Origin of the sequence: Sphingobium naphthae (assembly GCF_043589935.1) — a bacterium.
GTDB classification, from domain to species: Bacteria; Pseudomonadota; Alphaproteobacteria; order Sphingomonadales; family Sphingomonadaceae; genus Sphingobium; species Sphingobium naphthae_A.
Genome location: NZ_CP171458.1, coordinates 23,470 through 47,367, shown reverse-complemented (window position 1 = coordinate 47,367; position 23,898 = coordinate 23,470). Strand labels below are relative to the sequence as shown.

The 23,898-nt window shown below is 58.3% G+C and carries 19 protein-coding genes; 6 read left to right on the top strand and 13 right to left on the bottom strand.

Annotated elements, in window-relative coordinates:
• Positions 1 to 68: 68 nt before the first annotated feature.
• The 4 genes from ACGGKE_RS18710 to ACGGKE_RS18695 form a co-directional block, all read right to left on the bottom strand.
• Positions 69 to 1,700 carry a hypothetical protein gene (locus ACGGKE_RS18710; protein WP_394443421.1) on the bottom strand — a complete coding sequence of 544 codons (1,632 nt, stop codon included), beginning with the start codon at positions 1,698 to 1,700 and terminating at the stop codon, positions 69 to 71.
• A gap of 126 nt (positions 1,701 to 1,826) precedes the next feature.
• Positions 1,827 to 2,849 (bottom strand): glycosyltransferase, encoded by a 1,023-nt coding sequence (locus tag ACGGKE_RS18705; protein WP_394443419.1) that lies wholly within the window; start codon positions 2,847 to 2,849, stop codon positions 1,827 to 1,829.
• Positions 2,850 to 3,394: 545 nt separating this feature from the next.
• The gene (locus ACGGKE_RS18700; protein WP_394443417.1) at positions 3,395 to 5,425 is read right to left on the bottom strand and encodes a hypothetical protein; all 2,031 of its coding nucleotides are present in this window, start codon (positions 5,423 to 5,425) and stop codon (positions 3,395 to 3,397) included.
• Between the two features lie 302 nt (positions 5,426 to 5,727).
• Positions 5,728 to 6,939, bottom strand: a complete 1,212-nt coding sequence (locus tag ACGGKE_RS18695; RefSeq protein ID WP_380909150.1) for an IS256 family transposase — start codon at positions 6,937 to 6,939, stop codon at positions 5,728 to 5,730.
• A gap of 300 nt (positions 6,940 to 7,239) precedes the next feature.
• Here ACGGKE_RS18695 and ACGGKE_RS18690 point away from each other — a divergent pair, with 300 nt between their 5' ends.
• From ACGGKE_RS18690 to ACGGKE_RS18675, 4 genes are all read left to right on the top strand, one after another.
• Complete coding sequence (locus ACGGKE_RS18690; protein ID WP_254908191.1) at positions 7,240 to 8,055, top strand: ABC transporter permease; 816 nt, start codon at positions 7,240 to 7,242, stop codon at positions 8,053 to 8,055.
• Positions 8,056 to 8,474: 419 nt separating this feature from the next.
• A complete protein-coding gene (locus ACGGKE_RS18685; protein WP_394443414.1) occupies positions 8,475 to 9,377 on the top strand; it encodes a replication initiator protein A in 903 nt (300 codons plus the stop codon).
• Positions 9,378 to 10,000: 623 nt separating this feature from the next.
• Positions 10,001 to 10,735, top strand: a complete 735-nt coding sequence (locus ACGGKE_RS18680) for a helix-turn-helix domain-containing protein (protein WP_394443412.1) — start codon at positions 10,001 to 10,003, stop codon at positions 10,733 to 10,735.
• Between the two features lie 285 nt (positions 10,736 to 11,020).
• A complete protein-coding gene (locus ACGGKE_RS18675; RefSeq protein WP_394443410.1) occupies positions 11,021 to 11,176 on the top strand; it encodes a hypothetical protein in 156 nt (51 codons plus the stop codon).
• 36 nt (positions 11,177 to 11,212) lie between these two features.
• Here ACGGKE_RS18675 and ACGGKE_RS18670 read toward each other — a convergent pair whose 3' ends face one another.
• From ACGGKE_RS18670 to gmd, 5 genes are all read right to left on the bottom strand, one after another.
• A complete protein-coding gene (locus ACGGKE_RS18670) occupies positions 11,213 to 11,578 on the bottom strand; it encodes a hypothetical protein (RefSeq protein WP_325233912.1) in 366 nt (121 codons plus the stop codon).
• Positions 11,575 to 12,273: a ParA family protein gene (locus tag ACGGKE_RS18665; RefSeq protein ID WP_325233914.1), complete on the bottom strand. Its 699-nt coding sequence runs from the start codon at positions 12,271 to 12,273 to the stop codon at positions 11,575 to 11,577. The genes ACGGKE_RS18670 and ACGGKE_RS18665 overlap by 4 nt, the downstream gene beginning before the upstream one ends.
• Positions 12,274 to 12,468: 195 nt before the next feature.
• Complete coding sequence (locus ACGGKE_RS18660; protein ID WP_325233916.1) at positions 12,469 to 13,128, bottom strand: ATP-binding cassette domain-containing protein; 660 nt, start codon at positions 13,126 to 13,128, stop codon at positions 12,469 to 12,471.
• 68 nt (positions 13,129 to 13,196) lie between these two features.
• Entirely contained in the window at positions 13,197 to 14,033 is an 837-nt protein-coding gene (locus ACGGKE_RS18655; protein WP_325233919.1) for a GDP-mannose 4,6-dehydratase, read from the bottom strand.
• 11 nt (positions 14,034 to 14,044) lie between these two features.
• A complete protein-coding gene (gene gmd, locus ACGGKE_RS18650) occupies positions 14,045 to 15,082 on the bottom strand; it encodes a GDP-mannose 4,6-dehydratase (RefSeq protein ID WP_086486484.1) in 1,038 nt (345 codons plus the stop codon).
• Between the two features lie 478 nt (positions 15,083 to 15,560).
• Between gmd and ACGGKE_RS18645 the strand changes: the two genes are divergently transcribed.
• Entirely contained in the window at positions 15,561 to 17,642 is a 2,082-nt protein-coding gene (locus ACGGKE_RS18645) for a glycosyltransferase family 1 protein (RefSeq protein WP_325233926.1), read from the top strand.
• 20 nt (positions 17,643 to 17,662) lie between these two features.
• Here ACGGKE_RS18645 and ACGGKE_RS18640 read toward each other — a convergent pair whose 3' ends face one another.
• Entirely contained in the window at positions 17,663 to 18,574 is a 912-nt protein-coding gene (locus ACGGKE_RS18640) for an FkbM family methyltransferase (protein WP_325233929.1), read from the bottom strand.
• 377 nt (positions 18,575 to 18,951) lie between these two features.
• On the opposite strand from ACGGKE_RS18640, the gene ACGGKE_RS18635 reads away from it, so the two are divergent.
• Positions 18,952 to 20,082, top strand: coding sequence for a lipopolysaccharide biosynthesis protein (locus tag ACGGKE_RS18635; protein ID WP_325233932.1), 1,131 nt, complete (start codon positions 18,952 to 18,954; stop codon positions 20,080 to 20,082).
• A 46-nt stretch (positions 20,083 to 20,128) separates the two neighbouring features.
• On the opposite strand, the gene ACGGKE_RS18630 is transcribed toward ACGGKE_RS18635, so the two are convergent.
• The 3 genes from ACGGKE_RS18630 to ACGGKE_RS18620 all read right to left on the bottom strand — a co-directional run bounded on the left by ACGGKE_RS18630 (position 20,129) and on the right by ACGGKE_RS18620 (position 23,867).
• Positions 20,129 to 21,214 (bottom strand): polysaccharide biosynthesis/export family protein, encoded by a 1,086-nt coding sequence (locus tag ACGGKE_RS18630; protein WP_325233935.1) that lies wholly within the window; start codon positions 21,212 to 21,214, stop codon positions 20,129 to 20,131.
• Between the two features lie 200 nt (positions 21,215 to 21,414).
• Positions 21,415 to 22,725 (bottom strand): glycosyltransferase family 1 protein, encoded by a 1,311-nt coding sequence (locus ACGGKE_RS18625; RefSeq protein WP_325233938.1) that lies wholly within the window; start codon positions 22,723 to 22,725, stop codon positions 21,415 to 21,417.
• The gene (locus tag ACGGKE_RS18620) at positions 22,722 to 23,867 is read right to left on the bottom strand and encodes a glycosyltransferase family 1 protein (RefSeq protein WP_325233941.1); all 1,146 of its coding nucleotides are present in this window, start codon (positions 23,865 to 23,867) and stop codon (positions 22,722 to 22,724) included. Before ACGGKE_RS18620 ends, ACGGKE_RS18625 begins: the two co-directional genes overlap by 4 nt.
• Positions 23,868 to 23,898 lie beyond the last annotated feature (31 nt).

Below are 23,898 nucleotides of genomic sequence, written 5' to 3'. Positions count from 1 at the left end.
GCCATGATCCTATACATCCGCCATATTCCTGTTCTACCGTGAATCAGGAATATACTTTTTTAATTTATTCAGTGCGACGCTCGAGGCTGCGTCTCGACGTCAGGGGCACCGTCTTCTACCCGTTGAGCGCAGATCGTATGAACGAAGAATCCGAGCTGTCGGTCGTCCGTGCTCAGTCCCAGGCTGCTTGGCGAAAAGCTTGACGCCAGGCGTAGCTCGACGGTGACGACATCACCTTTAGACATCTCCGGTAATGGGACGTGGAAAGTGGTGATCTCGCCGGGCCGTTCGAGCACCGCCGTACAGACCTCCTGTCCGTCGAGCCAAGCCGAAATTTGGTTGCTTTCGAGCGGTGGCAGGAACGGCTTACCGACGATCACGAGATCATGGTCGTTCAGGTCTTCTTCTGCCAGCAGCGAGAGCAGGCTGCTCTGGCCGATCGACCAGACGCCTTCCTCCTCGGGGTAGCTCCATCCGGCGATCAGGCCCGTGTCACCAGATGCTCCACTGGCCGTGGACACCGGCCTATCGCTCCACAGCGGCGCAGGGGCCCGCGTCTCGACGTCAGGGGCACCGTCTTCTACCCGTTGAGCGCAGATCGTATGAACGAAGAATCCGAGCTGTCGGTCGTCCGTGCTCAGTCCCAGGCTGCTTGGCGAAAAGCTTGACGCCAGGCGTAGCTCGACGGTGACGACATCACCTTTAGACATCTCCGGTAATGGGACGTGGAAAGTGGTGATCTCGCCGGGCCGTTCGAGCACCGCCGTACAGACCTCCTGTCCGTCGAGCCAAGCCGAAATTTGGTTGCTTTCGAGCGGTGGCAGGAACGGCTTACCGACGATCACGAGATCATGGTCGTTCAGGTCTTCTTCTGCCAGCAGCGAGAGCAGGCTGCTCTGGCCGATCGACCAGACGCCTTCCTCTTCGGGATCACTCCACCCCTTTATCAACCCATGACCGAATGCATTGTCGGCCATGGACAACGGGCTCTCACCCCATAACGAGGCAGGCGCGCGCACTTCCGTATCGTCAGCACGATCATCCAAGGCTTCTGGACTTATCGCTTCATGCACGATTTCGGGATACGGATGTTGCCAATCGGTCACAGCGGCCACCTCGAGTGGCGGGAACAGACCTTGCGCGTCCGGAACAACTCCTGGGAAGGTTGCGTGAGGGTAGAGGAGAGCGATGTCAGCATCCGCAGAATGGACACCGATCGATTGCACGAAAAACCCCAGCTCCCGAGGATCCGGCCCTATGCCTAGACTTTGGGGAGAGACGACCGACGTGAGGCGCAATTCGATGTCGATGACCGCTCCTGCGTTGACTGCCGGGAAGGGAAAACGGAGCGCGCAGAAGAGATCCGCCTGACCAAGCAACGCAAGGAAAACCCTGTTACCGCCGATCCAGATTGATATCTCATTGGTCATGCCGAACGGGATGAATGGTCCGCCGGCGATGACGAGTAAATGGTCCTGAAGGCTTCTCTTCGCGACGAGCAACAAATGACTGCTCGTCCCGATAGACCATATACCGGTGTCTTCCGCACCACTCCAGCCGCTGACGAATCCGGCATCGCCAAAGCTGCGGTTGACCGCCATCGGCGCACCATCAAGCTTCAAGGCAAGCGGTTCGCGGCAAGACGCAAGGAAACTCTTTTGATCATCTCCCCACAAATCGTCGCCGATTGCCAGGTCCAATACAGCCTGATCGTACGAGGTTAGGATCGATGAGAATGTCGTGGAGTAGTCCGCCCACTGACTTAATCGCCGAATTGCCTTGCTCATCTCAAGTATTCCCGTTCGCAACCTGTATCCCAACGGCTACTAGATAGAGTCGAGGAGAGTTTGCCACTGAGGTGCTATGACCTCGCGGCCAAAGAGCGAACGGGCTTTTCGCTGTCCGGCAGCGCCTATCTGGGCTGCGCGTTCCGGATTTCCGATTAGTTCCGTGAACAATTCACGGGCCTGAGCTGCGTTTGACACCAGAAAGCCGTCCTCATCGGAAGTGATGAGGCTCGGAATTTCGGCGAATTTGCAGCGGTTTTCATCGTAAATGGAGTGGCAGTCCAACGCCACGACTGGGATCCCCGAAAGCCAGGCCTCCATGAAATTCAGCGTGTAGGGTATGAAGGATCCTGCACAGTAAAAATATGCAGCGGATTGGGATAGTAGCTTGAGTTGCTCGGAGTAGGACACCATGCCGATCGCCTCGGGAAAGCTGTCGTTACCGATCCCGCCGAGCTTGAAGCTGAATTCTCGTACCACTTCAAGAAAGAAGGAGGATTCAATAGGGTAGCGTGCGACAAAATCGTTTGAGAAGAGAAGTATATCGTCATTTGCACGTTTGCGATGATCAAGTTCGTCACTGTTCTTGCAGAAACGGATGATACTGTCATGGCCAATATAGTCGGTTGCTCGCTGCTCGGTCGGGCAATAACGAACGATCTTGCAGCCATTTTTCCGATAAGGCAACATGCGGCGTTCGACTAGTTCAGTATCAACGCCGATAGTGCGCCAAATAACTGGAATAACAGAAAGACTTTCCCAATATAACTCAAATAATTCAGGATTGTGCATCACGATGCAGCAATCGAACATCTTTATAAATTCTTCAGGAAGATTATATTCGTCCTTTTTAATGTGCGGCGAGTAGTGGCCCCCCAGTACGGTGAAGCGGTCCATCCACTCAAGAAGCTCCGGGCCAAAATCGATTTCGGGTCGAAACTGCTGAGACGCTTCGCCTCCGAAGTAACTCCCAAGTGGGAAAACGAAATGCCCCAGAGAACGAAGCAAGTTTATTTCATCAAATTCGAGGATCGCATGAACTGATACATATAAAATATTCATAAATCCTCGTTTCTATGTCTGTAATATATATATTAGAGGGCTCTGCACGCCATTCGACGCAATCCAGGTACAACGGATTTCTGTGCATGTATATCGAGCGGCATACTACGCCATATCGCGGATCCAGGACTTGCTGTGTGTGCGAAAACCTCGATAGTTGCAAGCCCGGAGAAAAGCGGAGGCCCTCCTTCGGCTGCGCTGAATACCCTCTTATCACATACATACGCTATCGGCATAAACGTTCTATGAGGGAGCACGCTGTGGCAAGCTCCACCCGAGGAAGAAGTCCTTGCGGATGTAGCTGAACGGCCACTCGACCTTTCCCTTGGTTTTGGCCCGATACCGCAAAGAGCAGGTTGGATGGATAACTCGTCGCGATTTCAACTCTACGCCCGCTTCAAAACTCTACGCCCGCCCGCGCCCAAGTCTCATAAGTGACTTGGCAAATGATCTGTGCTTCGAGGTTCTTGAGCTTGGCGGTCTCGATGGCGGAATAAACGGACGCCTCGAAATCCCCCGGTTTTGAGGTATCCATTCGCCGGGGATTAGCGTCCCCAGAAACGTGACCAGCCATGTGAGTTTTTGGCATTGACGGCCGCCGCGACAAGTTCGGCATGGAGCTGGTCGCGCTCTGCTGTAAGCGCTTGGGCTGTCTGCTCAGCGGCTGCGCGCGTTTGCGCCAGATCGGTGGTGAGCTGGTCGCGCTCTGCTGTAAGCGCTTGGGCCGTCTGCTCAGCGGCTGCGCGCGTTTGCGCCAGATCGGTGGTGAGCTGGTCGCGCTCTGCTGTAAGCGCTTGGGCCGTCTGCTCAGCGGCTGCGCGCGTTTGCGCCAGATCGGTGGTGAGCTGGTCGCGCTCTGCTGTAAGCGCTTGGGCTGTCTGCTCAGCGGCTGCGCGCGTTTGCGCCAGATCGGTGGTGAGCTGGTCGCGCTCTGCTGTAAGCGCTTGGGCCGTCTGCTCAGCGGCTGCGCGTGTTTGCGCCAGATCGGTGGTGAGCTGGTCGCGCTCTGCTGTAAGCGCTTGGGCCGTCTGCTCAGCGGCTGCGCGCGTTTGCGCCAGATCGGTGGTGAGCTGGTCGCGCTCTGCTGTAAGCGCTTGGGCCGTCTGCTCAGCGGCTGCGCGTGTTTGCGCCAGATCGGTGGTGAGCTGGTCGCGCTCTGCTGTAAGCGCTTGGGCCGTCTGCTCAGCGGCTGCGCGTGTTTGCGCCAGATCGGTGGTGAGCTGGTCGCGCTCTGCTGTAAGCGCTTGGGCCGTCTGCTCAGCGGCTGCGCGCGTTTGCGCCAGATCGGTGGTGAGCTGGTCGCGCTCTGCTGTAAGCGCCTGGGCTGTCTGCTCAGCGGCTGCGCGCGTTTGCGCCAGATCGGTGGTGAGCTGGTCGCGCTCTGCTGTAAGCGCCTGGGCTGTCTGCTCAGCGGCTGCGCGCGTTTGCGCCAGATCGGTGGTGAGTTGGTCGCGCTCACTTACAACATGCGCGAATTCAAATGATTTCTGCTCAGCATGAACTTCTAAACCAGACAACTCTTTTTCATAGAAGGAAATAGTATTGCATGTCACTCTACTATGATAAGACCATGCAGAAATAAAATCATCTCTTGATTTGACTGAAAAATCAACACTGGTTTGGCTATCGCAACTCGATATTATAATCTTAGTGAATTGATCAACAGTATCAATAAACTTCTTTTTGTCTTTTATCAAAATAACAGATGAGTCGAAATTAACTTCGACATCAGAAAGGTCTATCGAAGACAAGAGCATTTTTGATAGCTCCGATTCTGCATCCGTTCTAAGTTTATCGTCACTTGCAATTGCGGAAGTGTCTATAACAAGATCAGAATAATCTATGCATTTTGAATAAAAATATATATGCATTATCACAAATAATAAAAATAAACTCTCATTTTTTGGTGACAATTGAGCATTTGAAAAAAAATCTCTTAAGGAATTAATGAACTTATCATTTTTACTGGATGAATTAACAGTCTCTAATATAGTCGATATAAAGTAGTCGTTTCCTTTCAGACTTTGTCCGCAATACGATGCCCACTGATCGAATATGTTTCTATAGACTAGCACATTATTGACGGGAATAGACTTTTTTATAGAAAGAATTCTTCCCAAGGTTCTGGTCTCGCTCAGTACTGGGATCTTCCTACTTTTATATCCTTGCTCTATCAGAAGTCTTAAATATGATATCTCTTGCAAAGACAATTCGCCATTTATTCCTCCTTCGGGAATAAATCTTTCAAAAGACATACTTGAGTCAAATAATTCTATGCCGCCATCTTTTTTTAAAAAAGGCAAGAACTCCAAGAAATAGGGCGCTTGCGCAGGATGTCCGGATGACCAGCTAGAATGGCTGTTAAAATTTAAGGATCTTGCATCAACATTAGCCAAGGACTCGTGAAATACCTCATAATATGCTAAAACATTAGGAAGTTTCCTAATCTTACTCCATAGCCAAGTGCTTGAAGTGCGAAAACTAGAGTGAATAAATACTGGAGGCGGTAAAATATTAGCATTTTCTACACCAAATTTATTCCGTGAATTAACTATAGATGTATTCTGGTTTGTCATTGCTATGTTTCTTTCTGTTCGGATTCACCAGAAGAAGCAAATTTCAATTCGTATATGCAGGATTCATGGCCTTCCGTGCAAGGCTTGCGTTTATGGCCGTGCAATCAGTGCAGGGTTTGGCAAGGATGAATTTTCAAACGCCGTGCCGGCGCATCAGGGTATCGCAATGGAGAGGCTCGGACCCATTCGCCTCCGCGTCAATTCAGAAGCGAACGGTTGTCCCTGTTGCCCGCGACAAGGTCAGAAATCGGTCGCGTCCGTCAATGTGGTGTAAAATCGGGTGTGGCCACTGGGCTGCATTTTCAGGCGGCCTTGGGTGTAATCTGTAGCGGCTGTGCCTCCTCGATCATTGGGGTGGCAAGGGCGGCCATGCCCTCGATCTGCATGTAGCGGTGCTGGAGCTGGTATTCGTCATTCTGCTCGAGCAGGACGGCGCCGACGAGGCGGATAATGCTGTCCTCGTTCGGGAAGATGCCGACCACATCGGCGCGGCGCTTCACTTCCTTGTTCAGGCGTTCCAGCGGGTTGGTGCTGTGGAGCTTGACCCGGTGCTGCTCGGGGAAGGTCATGTAGGCGAGTACGTCGTGCTCGGCATCGTCCATGCAAACGCCGAGCTTTGGCCAGCGGGCGCGCAACTGATCAGCGACCTGACGCCAGACCTGCGTCGCAGCGGCATGGTCGGGCTGAAGGAAGACCTGACGGATGGCAGCGGCAACGACGGTATTCTGGCCTTTGGGCACATAGGCCAGGGCGTTGCGCATGAAGTGGACGCGGCAGCGCTGCCAGGTCGCGCCCATGACGCGGGTAATCGCCGCCTTGAGCCCCTCGTGGGCATCGGAGATGACCAGCTTCACGCCGGTCAGGCCGCGCCGGGCGAGGTCCTTGAGGAAGCTCGACCAGAACGGCTCGGCTTCGGAAGGACCGATGTGCAGGCCGACGATCTCGCGCTTGCCCTCGGTGTTGACGGCCACAGCGATTATCGCGGCGACACTGACGATCCGCCCGCCCTCGCGCACCTTGAGGTAGGTAGCATCGAGCCAGAGGTAGGGCCAGTCGCCGGCGAGCGGCCGCTTGAGGAAGGCGTGGACCCGCTCGTCGATGTCCTTGCACAGCTTGGATACCGAGGACTTGGAGATGCCAGTCATGCCCATCGCCTGCACCAGCTCATCGACGCGCCGGGTGCTGACGCCGGCGATCCATGCTTCCTGGATCACCGCGACCAGCGCCTTCTCGACGGTCTTCCTGGGCTCCAGAAAGCCGGGAAAGTAGGCGCCGGTCCGCAGTTTGGGGATCTTGAGATTGAGCGTGCCGAGCCGGGTATCGAGGCTGCGGTCGCGGTAGCCATTGCGCCAGGTCGTGCGATCGCCGGAACGCTCGTGCCGGCCGGCGCCGACCAGGCCATCGACGTCGGCCTCCATGATGATCTGTAATACGCTCTCGGCGATCGTGCGCAGGAAATCTCCATCTCCGGTCTTCGCCATCAGCTCGGCAAGCGGTAATCTATCGTCGGTCATCGGGATCAACTCCTCGGTGGGCGTGTGAAGTGTGGTAACTCCACCTTACCGATGAGCCCGGTGGCCACCGAGACCGAAATCGCGTGGGTGGGGCATGCCCCACCCACGCGATCGCCTCAATCTACACCGGAAATTACACCACGAGCGCGGACGCTAACCAGAAATCGTGGGCGTTTTATTGCTGTCTCCTGCCCGCGCTGGGCCGATAGGGAGTGCGCGTCATGGGGGCCAGTAGTCTCCCGCCTGCCAGGAGAGCGAGAGATCTTTTCTTGTCACGGTATCCGGCTTAGAAGCCCTATTATGACGATGATTTCAGATGTTTCAGGCTCGACCGGCGACCGGGGATTTTGGTACGGCTTGAGAGTTCAGGGCAATGTCATCGGCGCCTTGCTGATGCGTGAACTGCACACCCGCTATGGTCGTGAAAATATCGGTTATCTGTGGGTGTTTCTGGAACCCCTCAGCCTAGCGAGCGCCGTTGCATTGCTGCACGCTGGGCACGGGTTGCCGCATGGCGGCATTCATCCTGTCCCATTCGCCATCCTGGGTTACACGATGTTCCTTATGTTCCGTGGCATGGTCACCCGCGCTGATGGGGCATTGGAATCCAACATGCCCCTTCTGTATCATCGTCGTGTGACGATATTCGATATGATGCTGGCGCGTGGGCTGCTTGAAACTGTCGGCTCGATTATGTCATTTGCGGTTCTCATGAGTTTGATGGGGATATTGGGCCTAGCTGACAGTCCAAGTCGTCCTTACGAACTTCTGCTTGGAATTTGGCTTCTGTTCTGGCTGTCATTCTCGCTGTCGCTTTTGATATGCGCCTGGACCCATGATAACAGGCTGGTTGCCCGCTTTGTTCATCCCATTACCTATATTCTGATGCCGTTGTCGGGGGCATTCTATCAGGTTTCATGGGTTCCCGAACCCTATAGAAGCTGGCTGGGTTGGTTCCCCCTGACAGGCATTTTCGAACTGTTGCGCTACGGCCAGTTCCATATGGCGAAGGATACCTATGTGTATGTTCCCTATATCGCCGGCTGCTGTCTGCTGTTGAGCTATGCGGGGCTGGTATCCATCAAGGTGACCAGGCGCCATATCCACCTCCAATAGGGCGACACCGTGTCGTCCTCTGAGGGCGCCACGGTGACGGGGGTGGGGTGTTGCCTCTCCTTCGATCTGCCGACTGCCAAGCCGGGAAAGGCTTCCCTGATCCCGCCCCGTCCCCACCAACGCCAATATAGCGACGGAAGGCGGGTGTGCGGCGTCCTGCCCTTTCCCCGCCCCTCCTACCACTGTCGGGCCACTTTCTATGCCGGGCTGGCGTCCCCCTGTCTTTGGCACAAGGATATCCATAAGATATCCATGAGATACTTATAAAGTTGTGGGCCTGGAGCGGCGATTCCGCGGCGCGGGCGTCTGTTTTTTGCCGTATGGAGAGTCTATGATGCGCAATATTGCCGGCGACTGCGTACATTCGTGCTTTCGAGTAGAAATAGCCAACATGACCTGATCGCGGTAAAGTCGGCGCTATGGCCAACCCCCAGCGCGAACTCTTTCAGCTCGATAGCCCGCTTATGGGCGAGATCCGAGGCGAGCGGTCGCTCATGGCCTTCCCCTTCTTTGCGCTTGCCAAAAATGCGTGGATGAAGCCGCTCGCCTATTCCACCCCCACCGTCCAGATCGAGGTGCGCCCCTCGGCGCGCGGCGTCGCGACTATCTATGACAAGGAAATCGTCCTCTACATCGCCAGCCTCATGGCCGCGAAGATCGAGGCGGGCATGAGCGTGAGTCAGGACTTCACCTTCACCGCGCACGACCTCTTCAGCGTCACCGGCGCCAACCACAGCGCCCGTTCCTATTCGCGTCTGGCCGATGCGCTGGAGCGACTGCAGGGCACGCAGATTCGCACTAATATTGAGGCCGGGGGCGAGGGCGAGGAGGGTTTCTTCTCTTGGTTGTCCGAAGCGCGGCTGCAATATGCGCGCTCGGGAAAGGGCGAAAAACGGTTGAAAGCCGTACGTGTGCGGCTGTGCGACTGGTTGTTCCGCGCGATCCTGCGCGATGGCCAGGTGCTCGACTATGCCAACACCTATTTCCAGCTTGGCCCGATCGAGCGGCGCATCTACGAGGTCGCGCGATCGACCTGCGTGGAGGGCGCGCCGCTCGACCTCGACCTAGACCTTTTGCGCCATCAGATCGGCTTCCAGAACCCGTTGTCGAACTTCCGCATCGCCATGCGCCAGGTCGCGGCGACCAACGCCATTCCCGATTATGACATCCGCCTGATAGAGGACGCCCCTGCCCCGCCGCCGGCGCAAGGAGAAGAACGTAAGGCCGGACGCCGCCCCGCCAAGGGAAGGGTGATCATCACCCGCCGCCCCCCTGCCCTGCCCGAGGCGAACGAAGCGGGGGATGAAGACACGCAGGCCTGAAAACCTGTCTGCGGTGATTCGCGTGAACCCGGCAATTCTTACTCGAAAGCACGAATGGACGACCGAGTTTCTACTCGAAAGCACGAATGGGAAATATCCATTCTTACTCAAAAGCACGAATTTTCCCTTATTCCTACTCGAAAGCACGAATGATTTTCTGCATTCCTACTCGAAAGCACGAACCGGAAGGCCTTTTAGAACAGGAAATTAGCTGCGATCATATGCCCGCCCGTAGCGCTGTCGCTCTGCGGGCATGAAGAGGCCGGCGATACCGGTCGAAGGGATCATGGAAAGGGCGGCTGTGACCACATAAAAGAATACCCGGCACGAAGGCCGGGCATCCACTGGAGGTTGGAGCGACGTCGCCAAACGTCGAACCGGGTGCCTCAAAAGAGGTCAATCACCCCCCTCTCCTACTTCAGTTCTCCAATGGTTTCAAGGATGCGCGCTTCGCGCCACGCACTCTTTTTGTCTGGTGACGGCCTTCCTCGATGGAGGGACGAATGGGAACACTTGCCTTTGGCGAGGCGCTGGTCGGCGCGCTGGGTGGTCATGTCGCACGGGTGAAGGGGCATGGCCCCCGCAAAAACCGATCCGGCGCGCCCCACCCCACTGGCGCGCCGGTGCTGCGCGACAGCGTGGAGGAAGGGACGTTTGAGCATCTCTTCTTCACCCCTCCCGCCAAGGGTGAAACCGACCGTCTGCTGCGCGCCGCGCGCCGGATCCTCGATGCCGGGCGGCAGCTGCGGCGCGAGGCGCGCTGCGACGGTCGCGTCCTGACGCCCGGCGAACAGCGGCTCATCACGCTCACGGCTGCGAGCGTGCGCGTGTTCGAAGAGATTTTGACGCTCGCCCGCCTCAACAAAGGCCGCGTGTTCCCTAGCTACGACTATCTTGCCGACGCGACGAGCCTGGGCCGCGCCACCGTGGCGCGCGCGCTGCGCATCCTCGAAGGCATCGGATTTCTCGTGCGACAGCGCCGCTTCAAGAAGGTGGAGGGCGATGGCCCCGGGCCGCGCTATGCGCAGACCTCCAACGTCTATCGCGCCTTCTTGCCTGACCTCGTCGCGCGCTATTTGCCACGCTGGATGCGCCCTGCCCCCCTTCCCGACGACGAAGTCCAGCGCGAGGCTGACCGGCAGGACGACATGGTCGCAATGCGCGCCACACTCGACCCCAGCGAGCGGCGACAGGCAATGGAAAAGGGCGCGCTCGCCAAAGTGCTGGCGCGGATCGAGGCGATGATCGACCAGCAGGAGGTAGTCCCCAAGCGCGAGTCTCAAAATCATCCGGAACCGCTCTCAGATTCCTTTATAGAAGAAGAAAACGGAGTTGGCCTCAACCGGCCAACACGTTAACTATGATCGGAAAAGCCAAATGCCGAGCCCACCACCGCACTAACCTCCCAAACCGTCAGCCTCAAACGCACCGCTTCGCGGCGCGAATGCTCCCCAACGGGAGCAAGCGGCTTGGGCAGCGCTTCAACGCGACTACCAGAACAATCGGAAGCTCATCCAGAGAACGATATTGGATAGCTACCGGATACCATATGACATTACGCCTTTCTGACAGGTCGCCATAAACCACCATCGTCAGCGCCCTTGTCGAGGGCAAGCCTGCCTAGCGCGCTTTGTGCCCCAGGCATGACTGTGCTCGCCGCTATCCACGAACCGAGAGATGTGATGAAGGAAGCCGGTGTCGAAATCGTCCGACATGTGGAGAGGGCGAACTATTCCCATCAGAGCGAAGCCGCCAATAGCGGACGCCTCATGATGGAAGCGATAAGCCGCGATAACTGAAAGCTATCCTATAGCTACTATGTAGCTATAGGATAGCTACTCGATATCCTTCGCCAACGCCGTCAGCGCTCGCTCCAGCACAGCGCCCAAAGGCACACCCATCTTGTCCGCGATCCGGTAAAGCGCCTCAATCGTCTCTTCGGTCGCCTTGATGTTGATCTGCCGATTGCGTCCCGTGGTGTGCCGGCGCGGGGCACGATGCGGACCGGAGGCCGGGGCAGGAGAGGGGACGCGCGCTTCAGCTGTCCACGTCGCTGTCTCGCTCGCGGCTGCTTTCTCGGCTTTGCGGCTCGGAAAACCCGCCTTTTCCGCAATCTTGTTGATTGCGTCTGCAGGGACAGGCTTGGCCGTGCCATCGGACGCGAAATCGTCAAGGTCGCTGAAAGGATTGGCCCGGCTCATGTTGTTGCATCCTCCTTGTTCGCGGCCTTGCCGCGGCTCTTGCGCAGCTGCTCGATTACCTCGACCGCGAATTGTTCGGCATTGGCAATCGCCTTGTCGAGATTGGCGACCTCCCTTGGGTCGAGCGCTTCCAGCGTCTGGCGAAAGGAAAAGATCGCCCGGAACGCCTCGCGCTCATGCAACTGCGCCTTAAACATCGGCACGCCAGCGTCGGTCAGGCCGTCCTGGATATGACCCATGGTCCGCGTGCGGATGATTGGGCTCGTCCGCGACAGCAGCACGCCATAGGGCACCGCGCGGCCCGTCATCTTCTCATGCTGTTTGAGTACCCGGATCGCCCGACTCGCTTGTTCCGCATCGAGCTGCGATCCCTGCATCGGGATCACGACCAGGTCGGCCTGACTGACTGCCAGCAGCACGATCTTGGCCGCGGTGCCTTCTAGGTCGACGATGACGAAGGGGGTCTGCGCCGCCGCATCCTCGATCTTGTCGAGGATAGTATCCTCATCGACATCGGCGATGATCGACAGATTGCCGGGCAGGACTGCGTCCTTGCCCCACGCGGCAATGGGATGATTGGGATCGGCGTCGATGACCGACACTTTGGCCCCACGCGCCAGTTGCGAGGCAAGGAGCAGGGCGGCCGTGGTCTTCCCCACGCCCCCCTTGGGGCTGATGAACGCGATGGTTGGCATGGGACAGCGGTGTAGCGTTTGGATAACCGGGAAGCAATCCGATAGCTATCGGATACTACATCGATATCATTCAAACTATGACCGGATTGCTTTACCTCGATGCATTCACCGCTTCGGTCGCGCCGCTAGCGGTGTGGCTCATTCCCGTTCCAGCGCAGCAGCCGATTTAACCAGGCACCCTGACAGCGAAATGTCTCAGGCTGCGGCTTGATTATGCATGTGAACTTCGATGGCTTCGTCGATGCTGTCGTAGAATGTCAGTACACCTTTGTTGAGGACGGCCCCGCGCGTGCAATAGGATCGCAAAGTATTGGGGTCGTGGCTGATCATGATCAGCGTTCCAGTTTCGCGCCGATAATGAAGTGCTTCCTCGCAACGCTGGCGAAATCTGTCGTCACCTGCGGCCGTGACCTCATCGACGAGATAGCAGTCAAACTCAATCGCCAGCGATACGCCGAATGCCAGCCTAGCCAGCATGCCCGCTGAATAGGTGTGGATCGGCTGATAAAAATAAGGGCCGAGCTGAGCGAAGTCTTCGACATAGGCGCACAGCTCTTTGATGTCTTTATCATAGATGCGGGCAATGAACCGGGCATTATCGGCCCCGGTGAGGCTCGACTGGAAGCAACTGGCATATCCTATGGGCCAGGAACAGGATACCGTTCGCTCGATGCGTCCGGCGGTCGGTGATTCAACACCGGATATTAATCGCATCAAAGTCGACTTGCCGGCGCCGTTTGCCCCGCAGATGCCCAGGCTCGTGCCTGTCGCAATCTGGAAACTCAGGTCGCTGAAGACGGTCTTGTGGAACCGCCGGATATGATATGTCTTTGATACATCTTGGAATGAAATCATTGTCTTTTCGCAATTGCGTTAGCAGAGCGATGTTTCAGGAGACGTGCTGACAGTGCCCGACATCGTCATCAATTCATGGCCTCATACAGCCATTGGAGCGTATCGTCGATCGCATGTGGACTCCAGTTGGGAAGCGTCTTGCGAAGAAGCGTAGCGTCGCCGCCCAATACTTCCACATCGCCCTTGCGGACGAAGGCAGGATTAATCTTGATGTCGATCTGATGTCCGCTGAGCGCCGACAGCGTTTCGATGATGTCGCCGATGGATGAGACGCTGCCGGTCGCGATGTTGACGACACGCGGGACGTCCGGGGCCATGACCAGGCCGACATAGGCGTCGGCAACCGAACGGACATCTCCGAAGTCGCGCTGCACCCATGTGTTGCCAAGCTCGATCACAGGGGCGCGACGGCGGAAATGATCGACGATCTTAGGCACCAGATATTTGGTGTCTTGTCCTATGCCAGTGTAGTTGAACGGCCGCGCAATGACGATGTCCAACTTGTCGGCCCAGAGCTTGGACCCCAACTCCATGCCATATTTGCCGATAGCGTAATGGTTGGCGGGATTAGGCGTCGCTTCTTCGGTAATCAGGCCCTGGGCATTGGGACCATAAATCTGGGCGCTTGATGCTAAGATGCATCGTGTCCCCTCCGTCTTGCGCGCCACCGCATCGAGCAGGTTGAGGGTGCCGATCTGGTTGACCGTGTAGAAGGGGTGCCAGTCGGCGGCATGGACGAAGGCATGCCCGGCGAGATGGATCACATGGTCGAAATCCGCCGCCTGGATGGCCAGATCGGTAGCGTCAGGATTGGTAAGATCGACCTTGAGCGGGAGCGGCGTCGCCCCCGCCCGTTCAAGGGCGTCGGCAACGAAGCGACCGGTAAATCCAGTTGCCCCAGTCAACGCCACCCGCATCAGAAGGACCAACCCGCGGAATTGCGACGCATGTCCGCCTCGACCATCAGCTTGGTCAATTCCTCAAGCTCCACGACCGGCTTCCAACCCAGCTCACGCTCGGCTTTGCCGGGATCGCCGATCAGCAGGTCGACCTCGGCAGGACGGTAGAAGGCCGGATTGATGCGAACCCGGGTCTTGCCGCTCTTGGCATCAACACCGATTTCATTCTCGTCCTTGCCCGACCATTCGAGCGTGACGCCGATCTGCGCGAAGGCGAGCTCGACGAAATGGCGCACGGTCTCTGTACGGTTGGTCGCGAGAACATAAGTGTCGGGCGTGTCATGCTGCAGCATCAGGCGCATGCCTTCGACATAATCCTTGGCATAGCCCCAGTCACGCTTCGCATCGAGATTTCCCAACTCGAGCATCTCGGCCTTGCCATGGGCGATCTTGGCAACGGTGTCGGTGATCTTGCGGGTTACGAACTCACGGCCGCGCAGCGGCGATTCATGATTGAACAGGATACCGCTTGTGCCGAAGATATCGAAGCTTTCGCGATAGTTTACAGTCAGCCAGTGGGCATAGAGCTTGGCCACGCCGTAGGGGCTGCGAGGATAAAAGGGCGTATCCTCCTTCTGCGGGATCGCCTGCACCTTGCCGAACATTTCCGACGTTGATGCCTGGTAGAATCGGATTTTCTTGTTCACCGTACGGATCGCTTCTAGCAGATACGCCGCGCCGAGGCCAGTAATCTGGCCGGTGGTGATCGGCTGATCGAACGATACGCCTACGAAGCTCTGGGCAGCGAGGTTGTAGACTTCGGTCGCTTCCGACGTTTCGATCAGGCGGATCGCGGAGCCCATATCGGTCAGGTCATATTCGACCAGCTTCAGATTGGGATTATCGGTGATGCCTAGTTCGTCGATACGCCAGAAGTTGACCGAACTGGTGCGACGATAGGTGCCATATACGGTATAGCCCCGGTTAAGAAGATTTTCCGCCAGATAGGCACCGTCCTGGCCGCTGATCCCGGTAACTATAGCACTTTTCGTCATGTGATGGATCCCCTACTGAATCGCCTGTCTAGTAGAGAGAATATGGATCAATGCCTAGGCAGTAACTTATGTAGCCGCGCCGAAATGCGCATCGGCACAAGACACACGTTCCATCCTGCCGAAAGGGACGGCTATAGTCGCATGTCAGCGCAGTTAGATGCACCCCATGGTGGTGAGCGTGCGGCGTAGCGCGGCAGCATCGACGAATAGTCAGATCGCTTTATATGGGCGACATCGCCATCGGTCCGGTCCAGATAAAGGCGGGATCAGCCCGGAATGAAAATAGGGTCGATTTGTGCCACATATCGGCTGCTTTCGTGGGGACAGCGATCGGCCCGGCCGAAGGCTCGCGCGCCCGGTTGGTGCCGGCCAAAAACTAGTGTCATCTTTGCCCCATGCGCTCTAGGTCGGTTGCATGCAGACATGGAAGACATGGCGAGGGAATCTGATCCGCTGGATCAGGCCAAAGTCTAATGGCATGCCGGTACGTCGCCGCACTGCCGCACAGATACGTGCTGGCGATACCGCGCGGGTAGGCCAGAATTGGAGCGGGGCGGCGCATCATTATCGCCAAGCGCTGTCCATTGAACCGCATCTCTATCATCTGTGGGTGCAGCTTGGGCACATGGAAAAGGAGGCCGGCGCCATAGACCGCGCTGCCGCCGCCTATGAAGAGGCGGCGCGTCTTGGGGCAGGACAGGCCGAACCGCTTCTGCACCTTGGGCACATGGCGAAGGCCTGGCAGCAGCCCGATGAGGCCGCCCGCCATTTCGTGCGCGCCTTGCAACGCAAACCCCAAGATTTGCAGGCAATTTCCGAACTCGCGCGCGTCATGCCCGATCGTGAGGCCGTCGACTCAACTTTCTGGGCCGCCGCGCTCGCCGCGCTCGGCATTGCTCCAAACATGGTGCTGGATCAGGAGGTTGTAACGTTGTCGGACGCGCCGGTTCTGTTCGATGTCACCGACCTGCTGGCCTTTTTCGGCCGATCGCGCCTCCCCACCGGCATCCAGCGCGTCCAGATCGAAATATCGCTCGCATTGCTGGACGATGCCGCCGCACACAGGGCAGTCTTCTGTGGCTATTCGAGCAGCCGGCGCAGCTGGATCATGCTGCCAAGAGACAAGTTCTTCGCGCTGTGCCGCCTCGCCAAGCAAAGTGATGACGCGGGCGATCCTGCTTGGGTGGCCCAGCTTGTCGGCATCTACCGGGCGATGGCCACGGCGCGCACCTTGCGCTTGCCCGCCGGCACCACGCTCGTCAATCTGGGCACATCTTGGTCGGATCGCAATTATCTGCTCGACGTGCGCACGTTACGCGCCCGCGTAGGCATGATCTATGTCCCGCTGGTATTCGATCTCATTCCGCTGATCGATCCGACCTGGTTCATCGGTTCGCTGGTGCGCGACTATCGGGCTTGGTTTACCTCGCTGCTCCATTCGGCCGACGGGTATTTGGCGATATCGCGAGCGACCCGGCAGGATCTGCTGGACAAGTCGGTCGAACGCCAAGCGGCCATCCCGTCTGAGACGGTGTCTGTGGTCGCGCTTGACGGTGATTTCCGGCAGAATGCCGCCGATCGATCGATCCTGCGAGACTATGCGCTTGGCACGCGTCCCTTCGTCCTGCTCGTGTCCACACTCGAACCGCGGAAAAATCACATTGGCGCCTTCCAAGCATGGGTGATGCTGCGCGATAGGCTCGATGAAGCCGACATGCCCGATCTAGTGTGTGTGGGCGGGCGAGGTTGGCTCAACGACGCGATCCACCGGACATTGCGCCATGACCCTGCCTTGCGCCAACGGGTGCATATCCTGCACGGCGTTCCCGACGACAGGCTGGCCACCCTATACGAAAACTGTCTCTTCGCGCTCTATCCCAGCTTTTACGAAGGCTGGGGCCTGCCGGTGTCCGAAGCATTGTCCTATGGCAAGGTGCCGGCCATCTCCGCCGTCTCCTCGCTGCCGGAGGCCGGTGGGCGCTTCGCGCGCTATTTCGATCCGCACGATCCGGCCACGATCGCCGATGCGGTATGCGCCCTGCTGGACAAGCCCGTGCGCGACGCGGCCGAAGCGGCGATCACGGCGGGTTACAAGCCCCGAACATGGCACCACATCGCCTATGACCTGCTGGGGAAGGCAGTCACCGTTCAACCACGGGGGGAGGCGGGCCTGCCGCTGGTCGGCGGGCCGGGTATCTGGTCCCTCCTGTCGGACAGCGGGATGCAGCATGACGATGCCCCGGGCGAAGTCCTGCGCCACGGGCATGGATGGGGCCTTCCGACCGCCACGGGATGCCGGATTGCCGGCGACGATGTGTCGCTGTGGTTCCGCTGGGCCGGATGCGCTGGTGGGGTCCTGCATATCCATGTTGCCGCCGACCATGGCGGCGCGCCGATCGGGATCGACATCCATGGCTATTCGTCGTGCTTCGAGGGACGGGCGGGCGAACCCCTTGTCCTGTCCCTGCCGCTTCCGGCCCGACCCGGCCCGGTCCGTATCGGCCTAGCGCCTCCCGGCGGGGGATGCGCCATCGCGAAGCTGTGCTTTACCTGCGACTGAGGATCAGGGCAGCGAGGGCATCACCGTACCAGCAGCAGCATGACATCGTCCTGCGGAGGCGCAGCGAGGATACCCTCCCGGTCGATGGGCTGGACGCCGCCGTCAAGCATGATGACCGACAGGCTGAAGCCATCGGCCAGGATCCGGTCGATGAAGGCACCCGGATCGGCATAGCGGATGCGCGCAAATTCTAGCACGATCGTCAGCGGCCGCCTCTGATCTAAGATGGCCGACATGCCGTACCAGATCGTCATTTCGGACGTGTCGGCATCGATCTTTATAATGTCGGCGTCATAGAGTTCGGGATAGCTGTCGAGCCGCCTTGTCCGCATCAGCCGGGTTTCGACTGCGTCATCGCTCGATGTGGGATGATCAGCGGGCAGGAGGTGGCCATTTTTCGGTTCGTTTTTGGGGACAAGCAGAACCACGTCGGTTTCGGCATCGGCCAATGCCTGTTCATGAACGGTCGCGATCCTAGAAAAACCGTTGAGCGCCAGGCTCTGCGCCATGCGATGGGCAAGATCGACATTGGGTTCAAAGGCATGGACCTGACCTGTCGGGCCCACAAGGTCGGCCATCAGCAGCGAGAAATAGCCCAGATTGGCGCCGACATCGATGATCTTCATGCCCGGCTTCACCAGCGTGGCGAACAATTCAGTCAGCCACATTTCCCAATAGCCATCAAGCAGCAGGTGGCTTGACAGGCCGACATCACGAGTGTCGATAATCATCTTGTATCGGCCCAGCACCCGGCACAAGGATCTTTCCCCACCCAGATAGGCGTTCGCACAAAGCTCGCGAATGACCGCTTCGTTGCGTTGGCGGGGATAAGAGAGAAGATGTTCGAGATTGAACAAGCGGATACCAGCATCTTGCGCATGACTACGGCGGATGCGCTGCGAGACGCCGGCGATGAGGGAAGGCAATTTCATAGGGGCGGACCTATAGGGCAAAGCTGCCGGCAATGCGACCATGGCTTTGCGATCGCACGTACCCCGCGATATGATCGGCGGCCTGATGACAGAACATCGACGGGAGTGACGATTTTATATTCTAAGGTGCAGCGTCCCGCTGTAGAAGCGCCGCGATGATGATCGTTTCAGACATTTGGGAGTGTTGGCGTGGCCAAAGCTTTGGCCCGACATGCACGAGGAGGCCTGGTTGCTTATACTGCCCGGAGGCACACGGCCTGAAAACGTCGTACTTCGTTGACAGATAGAATCGATTTCACGCCCCTGTTGCACGCAGCCAGCTTTGTTGCCGGATCAAAAATCTCTAACATTTTCCCTTCATCGTAAGGTCTTGTATTTTGGATAAATTATACTCAAAAGCTGGATCGCGGCTGATTGAATGGACTAAAGAACATCGCAGCTGGTGTATCATCGTTCTTTTTCCAACAATTCTGGCGGCCTTGTATTTTTACTTAATCGCATCCAACCAATATCAATCGGAAGCGCATTTCGTCGTGCGTACGTCACAGACGCCGACATCCGCACCGAGCGGATTGAGTCAGGCACTGACCATGGTTGGCGGCGCGTCATCGGAGCGCGACGCGCTAGTAGTCGCCGACTATCTAGAGTCACATGATGCCGTGAATGCGCTGGAAAAGCGCATCGGCCTGATCGACCGGTTCCGTCGGCCCGAAGCGGACCCGCTGTCACGGCTGTGGTACGCCAATCCCAAGCCCGAGCAGCTGGAGAAATATTTCAAGGCTAAGGTTGATGTGGACGTCAGCACAGAAACGGGCATCACGACGCTCAAGGTGCGTTCATTCCGGCCAGAGGATTCCTACCGGATTGTCCAGGAACTGTTGCGATTGAGCGAGGCGCGGGTCAACACCCTCAACCAGCGCAACTATGCCAACGCGATTCAGATGGCGGAACGCCGCGTGCGCGAGGCGGAGAACAATCTGGCGCAGACACAGCGCCAGATCACTCAGTTCCGCCGCAGCGGGCAGGACTTCAACCCCCAGGTGACAGGTACGTCGCGGACCAGCATGGTGTCTGAACTACAGGCTCAGTTGGCCGCTGCCCGCGCGCAGGAAGCCTCCATGGCCGCCGTTGTCGGGCGCAACAGCCCGCAGCTAATTGCTTTGCGGAACCGTGTCGCGGCGCTGTCGCGGCAGGTGGCCGCAGAGCAAGCCAAGCTGTCGCAGGGACCGGGCAATGTCGCGGCGGGTCTGGGGGAGTATGAAGGCTTCAAGATCCGCCAGGAGATGGACGGCAAGCAGCTGGAAATGGCATCGGCCGCGCTCCAGCGCGCACAGGACGAAGCCCGACGCCAGCAGTTGTTCGTTGTGCCGGTGGTCGATCCCAACATGCCGGTAAAGGCGCTGTATCCTGAACGGACCAAGACGGTGGCGACGATCTTCTTCGCCTTGCTGCTGATCTATGGCATTGGTTGGCTGTTGCGAGCCGGCGTTAAGGAACATGCGGCCTGATCGATAGAGGGGGGTGCCCACCGCTGGTTCCAGCGGGCACCCTCACTTATCGCGTGGCGTTCTGGACACTCAGCACAGGCGCAAAAAGCTGACCGAGTGCTTGGACTAGCTTCAGGGGCTGATTAGCCGAAGCATTGCCGATATAGATCAAATCCTTGTCCCGCATCGTGAAGCGCTGCGACAGGAAGTAGTTTTCCGCCTCCATCATGTTGATCCGGTAGGCCACCGGATAGGCGATCTCCGTCGTCGAAGCGGGAATGCCCTGAGCCACCAGATCGGTGGCGGGGACCATGCGGAATATAAACACCGCCTTGGGATCGGCCCGATTGTCATTGGGGCCGCCCGCTCGGGCAAGTGCTTCCGCCAAAGTCAGCCTCCGGCTCTCGAAGGGAACCTGCGCAACGCGGTCGAGCGCGCCGAATACGGTGAAGGTGCGCGGCTGACGGATCAGTTCGATCCGGTCGCCGCCCAGCAGGACCAGATCGTCCACTGATCCTGCAACGATGCTGTCCAGCGCTTGCTCAGCCACGCGGCCGCGCCGAGTGAAGCGCACGATGACGTCCTGCGCGCCGGTGCCTGTGGCTGTCGAGGAGCCGGTCTGCACCATCCGATTTATTCCACCCCGTTCGGCGATTGCGTCCAACAGCCGTTCGCGAGCCAGTGTCAGCGGCATCCGGCCAGGGTTGGTCACGTCCCCCATCACGACGACGGCATTGGAGATGTTGCGGCGCAATGAGACGATGACCTGTGGGCTTTGCGACTTACCCCGCAGCGCCGCGACAATTCGGTCCTGTACCTGCGAGGTGGTCAGGCCGGCAACGGAGAGGGTTCCTGCATAAGGCAGGCTGATATTGCCATTGCGGTCGACCACGACACCGCTGCCACCCACGGTTTCGCTGCTGGCCGACATGCTGAGGTCGTTTTCCAGCATGGTGCCGGCGACACCTATATTCGCGCGTCCGCCAAACAACGTAACGCCCACTTCGTAAATCTCGATCGCCAGCACGTCCCCAGGGCCGATCAGGTCAATGTTGCCATCTGCGGCCAGCGCGGCCAAGGCCCCGGCCTGGTTTTGCGTGGTAGACAGGGCGTCAATATTGTCGGGCGCAATATCGATAATTCTGAAGCCCATTGCGTTGTGCTTCGCACTCCGTTCGACCTGGGCTCCAGTCGGGCCATTGCGCGGCAGGGTCGCGCACCCGCTCAGGCACGTCGCCGTAAGTAGGATGACCCCTGGACGGATCCATTGCGTCCCGCGCTTAAGATACATGCTATTACTCCAATGCCGTTATCAGGCTGTGCTTCGCCCAAGGTTAAAAGCGCTTGAGGCGTCTAGCGTCTGCAGATGCCTTGGTAAAGTTGGCCTATGCGCTCTGAAAATCTGATCAGGGAAAACTTGTCAGCCTGTAGGGGACCATGTTGCGTTAGCCTGTTGCGCAACATGGAATCGCCGTCCAATCTGCGTATTCCGTCAACCATGGCATCAATGTCATAGGGATCGATGGTTAGGGCCGCACCACCGGTGATTTCGGGCAAGGCTCCGGTCGTGCTGGCCAGCAGCGGCACCCCAGCAGCCAGCGCTTCGAGCGCGGGCAGGCCGAAGCCTTCATAAAGACCCGGAAATAGACATGCCTTAGCACCGTGTAACAGATCAGTTAGCAGGGTTCGCGGGATGTAGTCGATGCGCCGGATACGATCGACACCGGGCAGCTTTCTGCCATGGGCGGCGCCTAGCAGCTTGAGTTCCCGGTCGGCATGCCAGGCCTCGGCCCCGACGATCACCAGGGGGGTGGCGATATTCGCTTCGAGATAGGCCTGAATGAGGCGGCCGAGATTCTTCTTGGGCTCAATCGCGCCAAAATACAGGAGATAATCCTTCATCTTGAGGTCGAACAACTGATGCAGGCGATTGGGCAAGGCATCTGGATCGCGCAGCGCAGGCATGTCGCTGCTCTGGTAGCAGTTGGTGATCCGCGCCGGATCGGCCTGAAGCAGTTCGATAATGTCGGCGCGGGACTTTTCTGACACGGTGACGATATGGTCCGCCTGCCCCACGCAAGCACGGACCAATTTGTCATAATAGCGCTTGTCCTCCAGACTGGACTGCGGCAGCCGCAACGGCACCAGATCATGCAGGGTGTAGATATTGCGCGCGCCAGCCAAGCGGATGGGCAGCGGATAGGTCCAGTGCATGATAGCGGGCGGATCGGGCACTCTGACGGTCATGAACTTGTCGTAGCGGCGAAAATGGCGGGCGCAGATGTCGAACAGTTCCGCCCGGTTGAATAGCCGGTCAAACGACGGCAGGCGATCGCTGCCTTGCTGCGACACGGTGCGTCCGGCGACGGATATTCGGGTCATATCGTGGGCGAAGGGATGTACGCGCCAGCGTCGTATCCGCCGCCGCATAGTCAGGCGATGAGGCGGATCAGCACCCAATTGCCCAAAGAATAGCGACTCCCGCAGCTCATCGCCCGTCTTGCGTGGGATGTTCAGACCGAACAACAGGTCTACTCGATATCCAAGCACAGCGATTGCCGCCGCCAGGTTCCGTCCATAGGTCGCAACGCCCGTACCTTGGGGCAGTGCCATATTATAGCCATCAATGCCAATGCGCAGCTTGGCTGGTACAGTCTCAGTCATGCCATTCCATACAGGTTCGCGAGCCGCTGTGCATAGGATTCCAGTCCGAAATATTGCGATCTTTCCAGCCCGGCGCGGACTAGCTTCTCCCTTAGCGCGGCGTCACCATCGATCGTGGCTAGGCCATGGCGCAGCGCCGCCGGATCACGCGGATCAATCAGCAGCGTCGCGCCGCCGCCTACTTCGGTGAGCGCCGGGATGTTGGCGGACAAAACGGCCGTCCCCAGTCTCATGGCTTCGGCGACTGGAACTCCGAAGCCTTCGGCCAGCGATACTAGGATGAGGGCGCGGGCTGAAGCGATGAGCCGGAGCACGGCATCCCGCGGTTGCAGCCCTAGGCGGATCGCGCCGGGGGTGTCCTGTATTTGGGCGGTGATATGTTCGGCATCCAGGCCATCAGGACCTGATATGACTAGTGGTGTCGTGATGCCGCTCGCCCGGTAGGCATCAAGCAGGGCGATTAGATTCTTGCGGGCTTCTACCGCGCCGACATAGAGCAGATAGCCGCCTGCCTGCAGTCCGGCGGGCAGGGTGTCGCGCCCTTTCACCGCCATATCGTCAATGTCGACGCCCTGGTGACAGATTGCCACCTTGCCGGGTGGCCAGCCGGTGGCTTCCACTATGGCCTGGCGCGCGGCGTTCGACACGGTGACGAAGGAGCCTCCTGACGCCGCCAAGCCGTCCAGTACCGCCCGCAGCCGACGTCCGTCGACAGGTGTCGGGATATCGGGATCAAGCGGCATAGCATCATGCACGGTGTAGATGTTGCGCCACCCGCATATGCGCATGGGCAAGGGATAGCTCCAGTGCATGATGCCCGTTGGTCCAGGCAGGCGCAGCGGCATGATCCGCCCATAGATACTGAAAAACACATGGGCTTCACGGAAAATGTCGTAGGCCCGGTAGCCGCCCGGCGTGATGGTGGCTCCGCGGGGCCAAGGACGCAGCGCTGCCGCCCATTTTGCGGGGCGTGACCTGCGCGCAGTGCGTTCGCCGTCGCTCAGGATCAGCGGCGCTCTGCCTGCCAATCGCAACGCCTGCACCAAGGTCCGGGCATATTGCCCGACCCCGGTGCCCGCGCCGCCATCTTCCAGCAGCCTGCCGTCGATGCAGACAGCGACGTCCGTTGATCCAGCCATCATGATCGTCGCAGCGCCGTGTTGCGGGAATGCG

Bases quoted from the DNA above. Each gene is read 5' to 3' on its own strand.
- ACGGKE_RS18620 (WP_325233941.1), bottom strand. From the start codon at position 23,867: ATGATGGCTGGATCAACGGACGTCGCTGTCTGCATCGACGGCAGGCTG.
- ACGGKE_RS18705 (WP_394443419.1), bottom strand. From the start codon at position 2,849: ATGAATATTTTATATGTATCAGTTCATGCGATCCTCGAATTTGATGAA.
- ACGGKE_RS18690 (WP_254908191.1), top strand. From the start codon at position 7,240: ATGACGATGATTTCAGATGTTTCAGGCTCGACCGGCGACCGGGGATTT.
- ACGGKE_RS18695 (WP_380909150.1), bottom strand. From the start codon at position 6,939: ATGACCGACGATAGATTACCGCTTGCCGAGCTGATGGCGAAGACCGGA.
- ACGGKE_RS18625 (WP_325233938.1), bottom strand. From the start codon at position 22,725: ATGACTGAGACTGTACCAGCCAAGCTGCGCATTGGCATTGATGGCTAT.
- ACGGKE_RS18665 (WP_325233914.1), bottom strand. From the start codon at position 12,273: ATGCCAACCATCGCGTTCATCAGCCCCAAGGGGGGCGTGGGGAAGACC.
- ACGGKE_RS18630 (WP_325233935.1), bottom strand. From the start codon at position 21,214: ATGGGCTTCAGAATTATCGATATTGCGCCCGACAATATTGACGCCCTG.
- ACGGKE_RS18645 (WP_325233926.1), top strand. From the start codon at position 15,561: ATGCCGGTACGTCGCCGCACTGCCGCACAGATACGTGCTGGCGATACC.
- ACGGKE_RS18670 (WP_325233912.1), bottom strand. From the start codon at position 11,578: ATGAGCCGGGCCAATCCTTTCAGCGACCTTGACGATTTCGCGTCCGAT.
- gmd (WP_086486484.1), bottom strand. From the start codon at position 15,082: ATGACGAAAAGTGCTATAGTTACCGGGATCAGCGGCCAGGACGGTGCC.
- ACGGKE_RS18675 (WP_394443410.1), top strand. From the start codon at position 11,021: ATGACTGTGCTCGCCGCTATCCACGAACCGAGAGATGTGATGAAGGAA.
- ACGGKE_RS18640 (WP_325233929.1), bottom strand. From the start codon at position 18,574: ATGAAATTGCCTTCCCTCATCGCCGGCGTCTCGCAGCGCATCCGCCGT.
- ACGGKE_RS18660 (WP_325233916.1), bottom strand. From the start codon at position 13,128: ATGATTTCATTCCAAGATGTATCAAAGACATATCATATCCGGCGGTTC.
- ACGGKE_RS18685 (WP_394443414.1), top strand. From the start codon at position 8,475: ATGGCCAACCCCCAGCGCGAACTCTTTCAGCTCGATAGCCCGCTTATG.
- ACGGKE_RS18700 (WP_394443417.1), bottom strand. From the start codon at position 5,425: ATGACAAACCAGAATACATCTATAGTTAATTCACGGAATAAATTTGGT.